Genomic DNA, 14,383 nt, shown 5'->3' with positions numbered 1-14,383 from the left:
AGTTTGCAGCGTCAGAGCCACCTTGATACCGCATCCTCCTCTAATGCGGACCATCTGCCCATACCGGCATGCGCTGGAGGGAATTCCTGACCATGAAAACTTTTTAGTTGCACCGGACCCTCTCCCCTGCAAGGTTAGCGCACTGGGAACAGACACAACTGCGATTGCAAGGATCCTGAAACGGCGCTTTGCCGCGGCACAGACTACGCGAGAACGAGCATGGTGCCTGCAGAGAACAATAGCGTGAACACGCCTGTCAGACTGCTTCGCCCATCCATACTGGTGCTTGAAGATGACATGCTTCTGGCCATGGATATGGAAGATCATCTCATCGAGTTCGGCTACCACGTCTGCGGCCCCTACGGCCGCATCGCCCAGGCGCTGGAGCAGATCCCGCGCCTCGATCTCGTGGGCGCAATCGTCGATCTCAATCTCTATGGTGAATATTCATTTCCGGTCATCGACTGCCTGAAGCAACGGGGCGTGCCGGTCATCGTCTGTAGCGGCTATGCGGAACTACCCGAACTGAAATCCAAGCTCGACGGCTTGGCGCTTCTGCCCAAGCCCTGGCATCCTGAAGGACTACGCAGGCTAGTGACTGACATTTTCATCCCGCATATGCCGGGCGAGCGGTGACAAGGAAGACAGTTCGCCATCGCTATTGTCCAGTTGAAAGCTCAACTCACACACCAATCCGGATGCCGCGAAATCGAGCTGAACCCGTCCGAGCAGCTCATATTCGATCATACCCTGTATGAGCGTTGTGCCGAAACCGCCGCCCGCCGGCGTCGTGACCCGCGGGCCCCCCAGTTCCTGCCAGCGGAAGACGACGATCTTGTTACCCTGACTTGCAGGTTCGACCGTCCATTTCAGGTGAATACGGCCGGAATCATAGCTCAAAGCTCCATATTTGATCGCATTGGTCACCAACTCGTTCAGCACCAGACTGAACGAGAGGGCCGCCTTGGACCCAAGCGATGTCGAGGGTCCGGCGTCCAGCACAATCCGCTCCGCATCGCGCACATAGGCCGAAAGCGTGCGTTGCACGACGTCTTCGATACGAGCCTCGTTCCAATTGGTTTCAAAAAGCAACGCATGAGCATCCGCCATGGCGCGCAACCGACCGATGAGGTTTTCCACATACTCATTGACATTGCCGCAATTCTTCGCCGTCCGTCGCACGATGGACATGACCATCGCCATGGTATTCTTCACCCGGTGGCTGAGTTCGCGCACGAGAATTTCGCGATGATGCTCGACACGCCGCAATTCGGCTCGCTTGGACGCCTCAGACAACGCCCGCTCCACGGCCGCTGATAGCCGAATCAGCCGCTGCTTCAAGACGTAATCGGTGGCGCCGCGCCGGAAACATTCGATGGCGGCTTCCTCACCCAGAACACCCGAAACGAAGATAAAGGGAGTTTCCGGCATCCGGACGCTGGCCATTTCGAATGCCGCCATGCCGTCAAAATCGGGAAGCGAGAAATCCGAAAGGATAACATCGAACTCCCGCTGTTCGAGTGCGGCCTCATACTGGGCACGGTTGACCGCCCGATGCACGATCGGCGATGGCCGCAGTTTCTCGAGATTCTGGCAGATCAATTCCGCATCGAGCGTGCTGTCTTCCAGCAAAAGGATACGCGCGGCCTGATGGGGGCTGCGCAGGTCAGGACTTGGCATGACGGCTGCTTCCAGGTGGCGGTTCGTTCAAGAGAGCCCAAAAGACGCCGAGATCCTGAATAGCTTTGAAAAACTCCGTAAATTCAACAGGCTTTACAACAAAGGCATTCACCCCGAGCTCGTAGCTACGCACGAGATCCTGCTCTTCACGTGACGATGTCAGCATGACAATGGGGATATGGCGAAGTCGATCATCCGTCTTTACCCGCGCCAGAACCTCCAGACCGTCCATCTTCGGCAGTTTGAGATCAAGGAGAACCACCGCAGGATCGCCCTGCGAACGCGTGTGATGGGGCCCACTCGATGTGAGATACTCCATCGCCTCTGCCCCATCGCGGGCAATGACGATTTCGTTGGCGAGCTGGCACTTGTGAAGCGCTGCCAGCGTGAGTTCCAGATCCCGCGGGCTGTCTTCGACGAGGAGTATCGGACGGAGTTCAGGCAAAAGCGCGATCTTTCCTTTCTGTGGCCGGAAGAACGAAGGTAAAGCATGCCCCCCCATCGACCGCGCCTTCGGCTGCGATAGTTCCATTATGTCTTTCTACTATACGGCGAGAGAGAGCAAGTCCAATACCCGTGCCATCAAAATCTTCCGCGCGCTGAAGGCGCTGGAAGACACCGAAGAGCTTTGAAACATAGGCCATGTCGAAGCCCACGCCATTGTCCTTCACACGATAGAGAAGCCTATCGCCCCTCACCTCACCCGAAATCGAAATGCGGGCCGGCCGGCGCGGGGCAGTATATTTCACCGCATTGTCGATCAGATTGTACCAGACCTGCCGCAAAAGGGTGGCATCGCCCCAGGCAACCGGCAAGGGCTCGACGGACCATTCGATATCACGTCCCTCCATGGCCAGACGCATCGAACGGATGACTTCGGCGACGAGCTTGTCCATATCGACTGGTTTCGGCATCAGGACCTGACGCCCAAGCTGCGAAAAATTCAAAAGATCATCGACCAGTTTGCCCGCCGCCAGCGCAGCCTCAGAAATGGTCTGCAGATAGTGTTGAGACTTCTCATCGAGCGCCACCTCCCGGTCCCGCAGCAACTGCGAGAAGCCGACAATATGGCGAAACGGCGCTCTGAGGTCATGCGACACGGAGTAGGAAAAGGCCTCAAGCTCCTTGTTGGACCGTTGAAGTTCGCGCGTCAGTTCTGCCAGTTCCTCGGCCTTGCGCAGCACGACACCAACGATGGCAGTCCGCAGATCATGGGCTGCCGCCTGTTCTGCCTCCTGCCAGGGAGCAGACTGCATGCGCACCATTTCCTGCCAGGCATCGAAGGACCTGCGAGGATGAATTCGGCCGCTTTCCTGCACATATTTGTGCGGGTCTCCGCCCCATTGGACAGTGCGCGGCAATTCCGGTCGAAACCAGATCAGCCAGTTCGCATGCAGTTCGGATATTCGCACGGCCAGCACACCGCTACCGGTGGCCGCAAACGAGGAAGCAGCCGGATAGAGGCTTGCCAACTCACTCGTGGCAAAAAGGTCCTGTCCGGCAAAGGTCTCCAACCAGGCAATGAGGCTGAGAACCTCTGCCTCCACGGGCGTTTCGCCGATACTGCGAAACACATGCTCAGTCACCACCACAGCGCCCTTGGCGCCCACCAGCGACAGAAGCGCCCCTTCCATCGCAACAAGGCCCTCTACCCAGTCCGATGAGGCAGACATCCCCGCCAAAAGGACCGTGGTCACCTGGCCCAATGCAAATCGACGCGCCGCCTCTTCGGCCCGCTCCAGCCCGAATATCGCCATGGCAAGCGATTGCACAGCAAGATCACAGGTTTCGCGCACCGTATAAGACACCAGATGCGGATCGCAGCTATGGCAGGCAATCAGGCCCCAGAGCCTGCCGCCAACCATGATCGAGACAGACATCGATGCGGCGGTGCCCATATTGCGCATATACTCAAGGTGAACGGGCGAAACGCTGCGCAGCTGCGCAAAGCTCATATCGAGCGGTTGGCCGGTATCTGGATTGTCGGCAGGATAAACCGGAACGGGGATGTAATTGGCATTGGCAATGATGCGCAGACGGTTGCTGGCATAAAGCGCACGGGCCTGGGCTGGAATGTCGGTGCTCGGAAAGCGCAGATCCCGATAGGAGGGAAGGTGCCCATTGCCTGCTTCCTCTATCACCTGGCCATTCCATTCGGCATCGAAGCGATAGACCAGGACACGATCGAAACCTGTCAGGTCGTGAACAAACTCGGCGGCCGCGCGCAGGCAACCCCGAAGCCCCGCCTCGCTGGACAATCTTTGCGTAAAACTGCGCAGGCCGAGAAAGATATCATCAAGCGACTGGTCGCCAAGTTCCTCCACCTCGACAACGATCAGCAGGCCGGACCGATGGGCGACGAGGCTAAGCCTCCGATCCTCCAGCACGGTGAAATAGAAAGGTTGCGCAGACGCATACCACTGCGACAGCGCCGGCAACAGATCCGCGATCTCACCCGAGGGCGCAGCCCCGAGCGCTATCGACTGACCAAGATAGTCTGAAAGATTTTTACTGACCTGCAGAACGCACATGTCTGCCGATCGTAGCACAAACAAGCCACCATGCGGCTGGATAGCACCTGGTACGCGGATCGGCTCCTGTTCACAGGATTGCAGATCCTTATCCTGAGCAGTCACACGGCGTCTCCGCTGGCAGGACGGGCACCAGGCCCGTAACCGGGGCAAAACTTGGCAGACCAAGACAGTAGTACCAAGTGTCGATGATAGGAACCCATTGCGTGGGACCGGAGACGTTCATCCGGCAAGGAGCATACCGGAGAGCGATGCGATTGGCATCGGTCGAGGATCGCGACGGTGCCGGTGAACGAAATCCGTCCCATCCGGAGGACAGGGCGCCTTTGCTCTCCGACTTTGTCGAAAATCCCCGCCGGACCGAAAGGTCCGACTGCGGTTTTCTCCTGGCCGGAAACCAAAATCGCTCCGGGCAATAGGTTCGTATCATCGAGATTTGGTATAAGATAGGCTGAAGGCCAGAAATGTAAACGGCAACCGGTCGTTCTTATGCAAAAGAACGAATATTCATATACGCGAATATATACTGCCTCACAACTTTTTGTTTAGGCGCTGGCTGTCGAGACGTTTCCCCGGACGGGACGGGCCGGGGAAAGAGCCGAATTGGCCGCAAGTTAAGCGAAAAGCCGCTGGCGCGATGCGCCGCTATCGGCTGCCAGACGCGGCGTACCGGTCTGAGCGTGGGATTGGCTGTGTGCCGTCCTCCCTGTTTCGCCGAGCCTGAATCTCGAAATCAGCTTGAACAGTCCGTCCGCCTCATTGGCGAGCGCATGGCTTGCCGCATTGGATTGCTCCACCATGGCGGCATTCTGCTGGGTACTGTGGTCGATCGTGTTGACGGCCTGGTTGATCTCGCGAAGTCCGACCGACTGTTCGCGCGATGCCTCGACAATGGCGGCGACATTGGCACTGATATCGCGCACCTGGGAGACAATCTCCTCTAGCGCCGTGCCGGTTTCAGCCACAAGCGTAACACCCTGCCTGACATGCCCGGCCGAGGCGCCGATAAGCACCTTGATTTCCTTGGCGGCCTTGGCCGATCTTTGCGCCAGTTCGCGCACTTCCTGTGCAACCACGGCAAAACCCTTGCCGGCTTCCCCGGCACGCGCCGCCTCGACACCGGCATTGAGCGCCAGAAGATTGGTCTGAAAGGCGATCTCATCGATCACGCTGATAATATTGGAAATTTCCCTGGATGAGCCTTCAATGGCATCCATCGCGGTGATCGCGCTTCGCACCACATGCCCGGATCGTTCGGCCCCGTCCTTTGTCCGCTCAACGAGCAGGCCCGCCTCCGTCGCCCTGCGACTGGAATCGGCAACAGTCGTGGTGATCTGTTCTAGCGCTGCGGCTGTCTCCTCCACTGAGGCTGCCTGCTTCTCCGTTCGCGTTGCCAGATCGTCGGCGGCCATCTGAACCTCAGACGAACCGGATGCGATGGCTGTCGCATTGCGTGCAACTGTGGTCATCGCTTCACGCAACCGTGCGCTTGCCTGATTAAAGTCTATCCTCAATGGCTCAAGCGCCGGAATGAAGGCAGTCTCGATCGTGAGGCTCAGATCACCCTCTGCCATCCCCTTAAGGCCCGACCCGAGCGCTTCGACATCCCGCACCCTGTCCGTCACGTCCGTGGCAAATTTGACGACCTTGAAGACCTTGCCATTCATGTCGAAGATCGGATTGTAGGAGGCTTGGATGTAGATCCGTCTGCCATCCTTGGTCCGACGTGGAAATTCGCCAGCGCGGAAATGACCTTCATGCAAGTCTGCCCAAAGCTGCTGGTAATCCCGGCTGCGGGCAAAGTCAGTTTCACAGAACATCGCGTGATGTTGGCCGACAATCTCATCCAATCGGTAACCCGTCACAGACAGGAAGTTCTCGTTTGCGCTGAGGATTTTGCCATCCGGCGTGAATTCGATGATCGCCTGCGCGCGTGACAGTGCCGAAAGCTTGCCGGCATTGTCCGCCGCTTCAAGACGGATGGCCGTAATATCCGTCGCAAACTTGACGACCTTATAGACCTTACCGCCCTTCAGGATGGGATTGTAGGAAGCCTCGATCCAGATCTCACGTCCACCCTTGGCGATACGTCTATACTGCCGGCGCTGGAAGTCGCCGCGGCCGAGTTGCGTCCAGAAGCTCCGGTATTCTTCGCTCATCGCCTCATCCGGCGGAACGAACATGCGGTGATGCTGGCCGATGATCTCATCTGGCGTGTAGCCGAGGGCAGCGCAAAAGTTTTTGTTGGCACGCAGGATATTGCCGGACACATCGAATTCGATAACCGCGAAGGACCGGTCCATGGCTTGAAGAATGCGGCTTGCGTCGGACGAAAACGGATTGGGCATGAACATGAAGTCTCCGAACGGACGAACGCAATGCGGTCCCACCGTCTGGGTGATAGGCACTCGACTGTCGTTGTCCAGAAATTGGGCATTGAGAGAACCGACAGGCGTCATGCCCATTGCAAGATCACACGCGGATCACCTGCATAGACCAATTTTGCATCGGTGAACTTAAACAAGCGTAAAATTCAATTCCCGGATTATCACCATCACACACTTTATTAGCAAATGAGTACACAATAGGCAGACAATCAGTCAATCAACCGCCTGCGAATGGCCTCTGCTATAGCCTGGGTTCGGTTCGTCGCTCCGACCTTCTTGGAGGCGTTCTTGATGTAAGTGTTTACCGTGTCGATCTGATAGCCGCTCTGCGTGGCGATCTGGTCGCTGGTAAGACCTGCCGACGCAAGCCTCAGACAGGTAATCTCACCGGGCGATAGCCGAAGTGCGGAGGCGGCGAAACGCTCCATCAGAGGCTGGGTGATGACCGTATGGGTCGATTGGGCGACGGCACCCAGAAAGGCCAGTTCATCGTCATCGAAGGGCGTGGCGCGGGTAAATCCGACACAGCCATAGACTTCCTGGCCACGGCGAATGGGAAACAGCGTGCGATTGCGAATGTTGAACGTATCCAGAAGATAGGCGAGGCGTTCACTCAGCACAACGCCCTTCAGCACAACGCTTTCGGTGACAACACCCTCTGCCTCGCGCGAGGCCAGCACGAAGGGATCGCTCAGGTGGAATTTTTCCGAATAATAGGCGTCCAGAAATGCAGGGGGGAAATCGGTATCGATCGATTGCGCCGACCCGAAGCGGTAGCGATCGATATCAAGACCGCTCACCATCACATAATCAAACTCCACCGCCCGACGCAGCCGGGCGATATGGGCATTGTTATGGATGAAACGGTGACGCGGGACAGAGGCCAGATCAACGAATTGATCGAGATTATCGGCGCGGCGGAAAAGAGGTTGGTTCAACATAATGCACCCGAAGTGTTTGTCACATTTAGCGGGGTCAAAGATTGACGACCGGTAAATAGGACACCCGAAATGTCACCTTTATTCGGGACACGCAGAGCCAACGGATGGAAGATCAGCACAAGCTTTAAGGGAAGCAAATGTACGGTACCACCAAATGTAAGTTAATTTTAATGATTAATCCCTAAATTCCAACCTATGTGAGAAATTGCGCAAGTAAGTCGAATGGAGAAGCGGATGTCGACCACGGATACCCTCAAGCAGTTGAACGAACGCCTGGCATTCGTGGGACTAGGAGACGCCGAACGCCGTACCCTCTCCGACATGCAACAAACAATCAAGCAATCGATAGGGCCCGCGCTGGATTCCTTCTATGAGAAGGCGAGCAAACACCCGCACACGGCCTCCTTCTTTTCGAACCCCCAGCATATTGCCCATGCCAAGGGACGCCAGGAAAAGCACTGGGGTGCAATCGCCTCTGGCAAATATGACGAAGCCTATGTGGACGCCGTCTCGACCGTCGGGCGCACGCATGCCCGTCTTGGGCTTGAACCGCGCTGGTATATCGGCGGCTACGCACTCATCATCGAAGGCATCGTCAAAGCCGTCATCGCATCCGAGCTGAAGGGTTTCTTCGTAGAGAAAAAGGCAAAGGCCGTCCAGGAACAAATCAGTGCAGTGATCAAGGCGGCACTGGTCGATATGGACTATGGCATCTCGATCTATCTCGATGTCCTTGCATCAGAACGCACACGCGTGGAAAACGAAAAGGCAAAGGCGACGCAGGAGCAGCAGACTGCGCTTGAAGCGCTGGATAGCGCGCTACGCAATCTCGCCGGCCGTGATCTCACAGCACAGGTCAGCCATCAGCTTTCCCCGGAATTTGAGAAAATCAAGACCAACTACAATCTGTCGGTAACCGAACTCAATTCGGCCATGCTGGAGATCTTTGCCGCAGTCGAACAGGTCCGAGCAGAAGTGGGCGGCATATCCTCCGCTGCCGACGACATGGCCAAGCGGACCGAACAGCAGGCCTCTGCCCTGGAACAGACCGCAGCGGCACTCGAGGAAATCACCACGATCTCGGCCGCTGCCACCAAGCGCACCAGCGAAGTGCACTCCATCGTGCAGGAATCGGCCGAAGAAACCATCCGATCCGGAAAGGTGGTTCAGGAAGCCATCGGCGCCATGGGTGATATCGAACAATCATCCCGCAAGATGACCCAGATCATCGGCGCCATCGATGAGATTGCTTTCCAGACCAATCTTCTGGCGCTCAATGCTGGCGTCGAGGCTGCCCGTGCCGGCGAACAGGGCAAGGGCTTTGCCGTTGTTGCACAGGAAGTGCGCGAACTCGCCCAGCGCTCGGCTGCTGCTGCCAAGGAAATCAAGGAATTGATCGATCAATCTTCCAACGATGTGAACCGAGGGGTGAACCTCGTCAACAGAACCGGCGAGGCACTTGTGACCATTGGTGACCGCGTCAACACGATCAGCGAGCATATCACCTGGATCGCCCGCTCGGCCAAGGAACAATCCTCAGGCATCGACGAGATCAACAATGCCATCCGCAGCATGGACCAGATCACCCAGCGCAACGCTGCGCTGATGGAAGAAACCAGCGCCTCTACGCAGAACCTGGTTGGCATCAGCAGCGGCCTTTTCGAATTGCTGTCGCGCTTCAAAACAAGCACGCGCCAGCAATACCAGCCCCATCAGGCGCGACGCCGCGCCTGATACGCCGGCAAACAAACCGTTGCTTATTCCTTCAAGGCCTTAAGCATGGGATGAATCGAGAAGCGACCGTTTTCCGCCTTCCGTGTCAGATCACGCAGGTAGCCACCGGGCGAGCGGATATGTTCCGCACGTTCCAGGATGGCGGAAATCACGATTGCTGAATCGACATCCCCCATGGCGGCGCGGGCCGCCGACCACGCACTTGGACTTATACCCAGCATCGATCGGACAATTTCGGCGGCCGCGACAACGTCGGCCCAGGTCTTGATGCCATCGCGGGCATAGTCAGCGATCTGCGGGCAAGACTTCAGGAAATCATGCAGGCCGATACCGACAGACTTCCGCTCCAGTTTGTGAGGAGGGGATGAGGTGCGCTGGGTATTTTGTTCTATGCCGTTTAATTCAATTGATGGGTCTGTATTTGAATTCTGAATATGGCGCTCAAAAACGGAGTCATTGGCGCTCATTTCTTCCTTTGACATCGCATTGAGGTAGGCATTTTCCACCTCAGCCCGCAAGCGCAGGAGTTCCTCGCAACGGCTAACGAAGTCGATGATGTCGCCATTGCGGGGAATCCGACCGGACAATTCTGCCAACCGAAGCGAGAAGGTATCCCAGTCCCCCTTGCGGCCTTCGACAAAGCCAGCCTCGATGGTCTTGGCAATGTCGCGCAGGTGCAGCGTAATCTCTCCGCGCAGCTTGCTCAGGCGCTTGGCGCGCTCACGTGCCGCTTCTGCATGGGTAAATACTTCCGCGGCGCGTAGCGCCAGTGGCGCCAGATCGAAGCCGAAAGCGTTCTCAACCTGACCACGATTATCCCGGCGGCAATAACGCTTGCCATTGGCACTGTCGCGACGGAAAATGAAGCCCGTATCGACCAAAGCTGCAATATGCCGGCGCAGCGTCGCCGGCGACATGCCACGGCAGCGGATGGAAAGTTCTGCATTGGACGGGAATACGATCAAAGGAGATTTACCGTCGAGCTGACGCTGTGGATGAAAGCTTGTCAGAGCCTCCAGAACCGCGATCGACCGATCCGACAAACCATAAACCTCACGCGCTTCCGTCAGCGCGCGGATGAGCTGCCATTTTTCTGCCGTACCGGTGTCGTTACCACCATCACCGCTGCGCAGTTTTTCCTGACGCCGCTCGACTTCCGTCATGAGGGCGAAATTTTTCGCGCGCAAAGGCGCGCCGCCAAAAGGCGTCGTTGCCATTCTTTCGACCATGGTCGTCTCCATTCGGAGGCAAGCGGGTCCGCAACGACATCATGGGCGATAAAATAAGCGGCCGGAAACGGCAAAAATGCCGCCGACTCTTGACTTTGACGCGAGGAAGTGATTCTCTCTCATTGCTACATTGAAGAGGGCTTCCGGAATGGTGACGTTTTGGAGGCCTTTTTTCTTGCTCTCGATTTCCTTTCAGATCGTCGTCTAAGATACCGTCCCGCAAGGGGCGGCGCTGTCTCTGTCGTCCAGGGAGCCGCGTTGTCGGGCCCCCCCTGCCCTTACCCGGTCTTGCGGGACGACAAGAACAATTCGTAGCGCTCAGCCAATAGCTCCATAGCCTCGTCGAGGAAGGCCGGATCGATATTGGCGGCAAAATCTATGCGGGCTGTGCGACCGTCGCGCTTCATACGCGCGAAAATCCGCCCAGCGCTGTCCTTCAGGTCCTCAGCCAATGCCACAGGTTTTTCCGGTACAGCCGACAACCGGTCGAAGACCAGCTGGAAACGCTGGTCACTGTCGGATGCAAGAAACCGGCGATCAGAAACCACCTGATCAGCCTTAAGCTGCAAATCCTTGCCCTGCAGCAATTCGCCAAGCTTCATCCACCGGTCGCGTCCGGCCTTCGGTGCAGCGCCAATCAGGCGCACGTAGCGCTCCGGCACAGCCTCAACCACCTGCATCAGGCGCGATAGCTCGCTTTTCTGCACCGAAAGCGCCTCGCCGATCACCTTGCGGTCAAAACCGCGCTGGGAGAGGTTGCGGGCAAAAATGGCGCGCTCGATGAAGGATAGGTTGCGCCGCTCGGCATTTTCCTTGCCCTGTGCCAGAACCAGTTCATCATCGGACAGCGGCCGGATGACCGCTTTGACCGCAATCCCCAGGCGCTTGGCCGCACGAATACGGCGATGGCCATAGGCCGTCTGGTAGACGCCCTCTTTGGACGGATGTGGACGCAGCAGCACAGGAACCTGCTGGCCGCCCTCGCGGATACTGTCCACCAGCGCTGAAAAATCCTCATCATCGCGATCCGCCAGTTCCAAGCGATCTTCGACAAACGAGGCCTCGATATGTTCCGGCAGCACCGAGATGACGCGCTCGCCTTCGCTCAAGGCCTGGCGCAGCACGCGAACCTCCTCGGCATCCTTGGCAATCGAACCGAGCGACAGGCCCATGGCCTTGATCGCACCGGACGAACTGCGCGCAACGGCTGCCACGTCCTTACGCTCAGGCGCAGGCGTGGGCGCAGGTGAAGGAGCCGCAGGCGGGAGCCCGCCAGCAAACAAGGCCTTCAGTTCGTTTTTCCGGCTACCAGCCATCATGTTATCCTTCCCGCTGGGGTTACCAGCCCCAGGCCGCATGGATCAGCACTTCAACTTCCTGATTGACGGCGTTCATCGCCTCCAGAGCGCGATCATAGGTCGCGCGCGTAAAATTCTCCCGGCCGACTTCATAGAGCGTCTGCTTGGTGAGACCTGCATCCGAAACCGCCGTCGATTTCAGCATGGGTGCCGTCAGCACGCGATCGCCGAACAGCGAGCGCATGAAGCCGACGATCTGCGTTTGCGGTCCATCATTGGGTTCGAAACGGGTCACCAGATAGCGCAAAAAGTCGAAGTTAAGCGTGCCGCCGGCTTCACGCACAACCGATAGCAGATCCGATGTCATGAACAGAAACTGGTTCATCGATGCGACGTCGAGCATTTGCGGATGGACAGTCACGACCACCGATGTCGAGGCGCAGAGTGCCGAGAGTGTCAGATAGCCCAGTTGCGGCGGGCAATCGATCACCACAACGTCATAGTCATCGGCGACGGTTTTCAATGTTTCCTGAATGCGGGCAAAGAATAGCGGGCCGGAATCCTGGCCGCTCTGGCGCCGCGCCAATGCCTGCGGCGTCTCATGCTCGAATTCCTGCAGCTCGATATTGCCCGGCACGATATCGAGACCGGGGAAATAGGTGCCCCGGATGATATCGGAGAGCGGGCGCACATCCGCATCATAGCGGATCGCACCATAGAGCGTATCATTGCCGGTCAGATCCAGCTCCGGCTGATAGCCAAACAGCGCAGACAGCGAGGCCTGCGGATCGAGATCAATGGCCAGCACGCGGTGGCCACTGAGCGCCAGATATTGGGCAAGATGCACGGCAGATGTCGTCTTGCCGGAACCGCCCTTGAAATTGGTCACCGATATGACCTGCATATGCTCGCCGCCGGCTGCATTGCGTCTGGGCAGATAGGAGCGGGCCTTGGCAATATTGCCCTTGGCAAGCGCCTGATCGGCCAGATGGTGGCGCAGGGCATTGATGTCCGCCAGCGAATAGAAGCGTCGGCCACCGGCACCGGTCTCCGGCTGCGGGCCCTCGCCTGCCAGCGACAACTGACGAAGATAGCCATCGGACACGCCGATCAGCTTTGCAGCCTCGCCGGAAGAAAAAGCCCGCAGGGTCTTACTGGCGGTCGGCGGGAAAAGACGCTCCCGCATGGCCTTCAACTGTTCCGACAAAGCCTGAGCATCGGCCGCAATCGTGGCATCGGCGGTCTGGCGTGGCTCACCTGCCCCCTGTGCTGTCGAAATCTTTGCCGTGTTACGCGCCATTGACGCAATCCCCTGTCCTGCGGAGCGTCCTCCGCCTATCGATCTTCACGCGGAAAGCCGCACGCGATTCTGATTCGCATAATGCAGCTTATACGCCAAGGCACCCTCATAACAGAGGGTGACTTCAGTAACGCTATGCACGCAAGCTTCGCATAATTACCGTTACAGACTTGAACCAGCATCTGAGTCGCGTCAACCCGCATAGAGGTTGCCGAACGCTGCACCCCCAGGAAGATTTAATATTTGGTTGAGACAGGCGTGTTGCGCGCAAAAACAATTGTGCGAGAATTAAAGTTGACAAACCGACACATGTTTGAGACCGAAAGCATTCGCGTCGCCCGCAAGCCCTGGCCAAATGGGCAAGCAGCACCCCAAGACACACAGCAAAGGCAGCCGATATGTCCCCTGATCCGTCCGCCTGCCGCGATATCGGCGATCTGATCGTGGCTGCCACGGCACGGCGCTACTCGGCTTACTGCAGAGGGCGCCATCTTTTGCAAGTCCCCGATGGAACGGAGGCGATGGCCTGCCGAGACCTACTGAAGGAAAGCAGTTTCAATGCTGCGATAGACAGGCTTGCCACGCGCTATCCGACGACAACCGATCGCCGCGCGATCGTTTCGGTCTGGTCGCTACAATATTTGAGCAATCTTCTGATCACGCCGACGATTGCACTCCTGGAACTGCAACGCCAGTTGCCTCTCGCACTTGACGATATGGACATGCTGATCGACAGACAGAGCGGTCTACCGCGCGGCTTCAGACTGAAACATGCCGGACATGTGGATGGCAAGCTCGACATCCTCGAAGGGTTACGCCCCGCAATCCGCGATCATCTCGACGCGCTGATCGAGGCAATGGCATCCCATTCCAGACTTGGGCGCAAAACGCTCTGGACCAATGCCAGTGCCTATCTGTCCTGGATCCTTGCCGAGGTGGCCCGCAATTCCAACGGTGCAAGCAACAGCCAGGCACGCTCCGTCACCGATATTTCCCACTGGCCGGATGGCTGGCGCAACCCCATGCGCGGATTGGTGCGGGTCACGCATGGCCGCAAAGGCGAGTATATCGGAAACCGCCGCATCTGTTGCCTGCGCTATCTGGTTCCCGGTATTGGTGGATGCGGTTCAATCTGCCCGGTCCCGGACGGTCGCCTGCTTGAGGTGACCTCCGTCGCCTGACTGACCACACAACCCTCAGAACTCTTCCCAGTCCTGTGCGCTTGCCACGGCAGCATTGCCCTGGCTGCGCAGTTGCGGCGCACGGGTCGCCGGTGCCGATGC

At 57.7% G+C, this 14,383-nt stretch carries 11 protein-coding genes; 3 read left to right on the top strand and 8 right to left on the bottom strand.

Annotated features, from left to right (window positions below; all coding sequences use genetic code 11):
* The first annotated feature begins 243 nt into the window (after nt 1-243).
* Nucleotides 244-636 (top strand): response regulator, encoded by a 393-nt coding sequence (locus tag E8M77_RS10960; RefSeq protein WP_246659220.1) that lies wholly within the window; start codon nt 244-246, stop codon nt 634-636.
* On the opposite strand, the gene E8M77_RS10955 is transcribed toward E8M77_RS10960, so the two are convergent.
* From E8M77_RS10955 to E8M77_RS10935, 5 genes are all read right to left on the bottom strand, one after another.
* Nucleotides 592-1,680 carry an HWE histidine kinase domain-containing protein gene (locus E8M77_RS10955; RefSeq protein WP_137130685.1) on the bottom strand — a complete coding sequence of 363 codons (1,089 nt, stop codon included), beginning with the start codon at nt 1,678-1,680 and terminating at the stop codon, nt 592-594. The genes E8M77_RS10960 and E8M77_RS10955 overlap by 45 nt on opposite strands.
* A complete protein-coding gene (locus E8M77_RS10950; RefSeq protein WP_137130684.1) occupies nt 1,667-2,125 on the bottom strand; it encodes a response regulator in 459 nt (152 codons plus the stop codon). The genes E8M77_RS10955 and E8M77_RS10950 overlap by 14 nt, the downstream gene beginning before the upstream one ends.
* Complete coding sequence (locus E8M77_RS10945) at nt 2,118-4,316, bottom strand: ATP-binding protein (RefSeq protein ID WP_137130683.1); 2,199 nt, start codon at nt 4,314-4,316, stop codon at nt 2,118-2,120. Before E8M77_RS10945 ends, E8M77_RS10950 begins: the two co-directional genes overlap by 8 nt.
* Nucleotides 4,317-4,825: 509 nt before the next feature.
* Nucleotides 4,826-6,565 (bottom strand): PAS domain-containing methyl-accepting chemotaxis protein, encoded by a 1,740-nt coding sequence (locus tag E8M77_RS10940; protein ID WP_246659219.1) that lies wholly within the window; start codon nt 6,563-6,565, stop codon nt 4,826-4,828.
* Between the two features lie 242 nt (nt 6,566-6,807).
* A complete protein-coding gene (locus E8M77_RS10935; RefSeq protein WP_137130682.1) occupies nt 6,808-7,539 on the bottom strand; it encodes a LuxR C-terminal-related transcriptional regulator in 732 nt (243 codons plus the stop codon).
* A gap of 234 nt (nt 7,540-7,773) precedes the next feature.
* On the opposite strand from E8M77_RS10935, the gene E8M77_RS10930 reads away from it, so the two are divergent.
* Nucleotides 7,774-9,273, top strand: coding sequence for a globin-coupled sensor protein (locus E8M77_RS10930; RefSeq protein ID WP_137130681.1), 1,500 nt, complete (start codon nt 7,774-7,776; stop codon nt 9,271-9,273).
* 23 nt (nt 9,274-9,296) lie between these two features.
* On the opposite strand, the gene repC is transcribed toward E8M77_RS10930, so the two are convergent.
* From repC to repA, 3 genes are all read right to left on the bottom strand, one after another.
* Complete coding sequence (gene repC / locus E8M77_RS10925) at nt 9,297-10,502, bottom strand: plasmid replication protein RepC (protein ID WP_137130680.1); 1,206 nt, start codon at nt 10,500-10,502, stop codon at nt 9,297-9,299.
* A 278-nt stretch (nt 10,503-10,780) separates the two neighbouring features.
* Nucleotides 10,781-11,821, bottom strand: a complete 1,041-nt coding sequence (gene repB / locus E8M77_RS10920; RefSeq protein ID WP_137130679.1) for a plasmid partitioning protein RepB — start codon at nt 11,819-11,821, stop codon at nt 10,781-10,783.
* Nucleotides 11,822-11,840: 19 nt separating this feature from the next.
* Nucleotides 11,841-13,100, bottom strand: a complete 1,260-nt coding sequence (repA, locus tag E8M77_RS10915; protein WP_137130678.1) for a plasmid partitioning protein RepA — start codon at nt 13,098-13,100, stop codon at nt 11,841-11,843.
* A gap of 398 nt (nt 13,101-13,498) precedes the next feature.
* On the opposite strand from repA, the gene fhuF reads away from it, so the two are divergent.
* Nucleotides 13,499-14,281, top strand: coding sequence for a siderophore-iron reductase FhuF (fhuF, locus tag E8M77_RS10910; RefSeq protein ID WP_137130677.1), 783 nt, complete (start codon nt 13,499-13,501; stop codon nt 14,279-14,281).
* Nucleotides 14,282-14,383 lie beyond the last annotated feature (102 nt).

Source organism: Rhizobium sp. FY34 (assembly GCF_005222845.1).
Classification (GTDB): Bacteria; Pseudomonadota; Alphaproteobacteria; order Rhizobiales; family Rhizobiaceae; genus Neorhizobium.
The sequence above is the reverse complement of the archived record's forward strand: the minus strand, read 5'-3'. Positions and strand labels throughout refer to the sequence as shown.

Coding starts and splice junctions, on each gene's coding strand:
- repC (WP_137130680.1), bottom strand. CDS start 10,502: ATGGTCGAAAGAATGGCAACGACGCCTTTTGGCGGCGCGCCTTTGCGC.
- repB (WP_137130679.1), bottom strand. CDS start 11,821: ATGATGGCTGGTAGCCGGAAAAACGAACTGAAGGCCTTGTTTGCTGGC.
- E8M77_RS10935 (WP_137130682.1), bottom strand. CDS start 7,539: ATGTTGAACCAACCTCTTTTCCGCCGCGCCGATAATCTCGATCAATTC.
- E8M77_RS10940 (WP_246659219.1), bottom strand. CDS start 6,565: ATGTTCATGCCCAATCCGTTTTCGTCCGACGCAAGCCGCATTCTTCAA.
- E8M77_RS10955 (WP_137130685.1), bottom strand. CDS start 1,680: ATGCCAAGTCCTGACCTGCGCAGCCCCCATCAGGCCGCGCGTATCCTT.
- E8M77_RS10930 (WP_137130681.1), top strand. CDS start 7,774: ATGTCGACCACGGATACCCTCAAGCAGTTGAACGAACGCCTGGCATTC.
- fhuF (WP_137130677.1), top strand. CDS start 13,499: ATGTCCCCTGATCCGTCCGCCTGCCGCGATATCGGCGATCTGATCGTG.
- repA (WP_137130678.1), bottom strand. CDS start 13,100: ATGGCGCGTAACACGGCAAAGATTTCGACAGCACAGGGGGCAGGTGAG.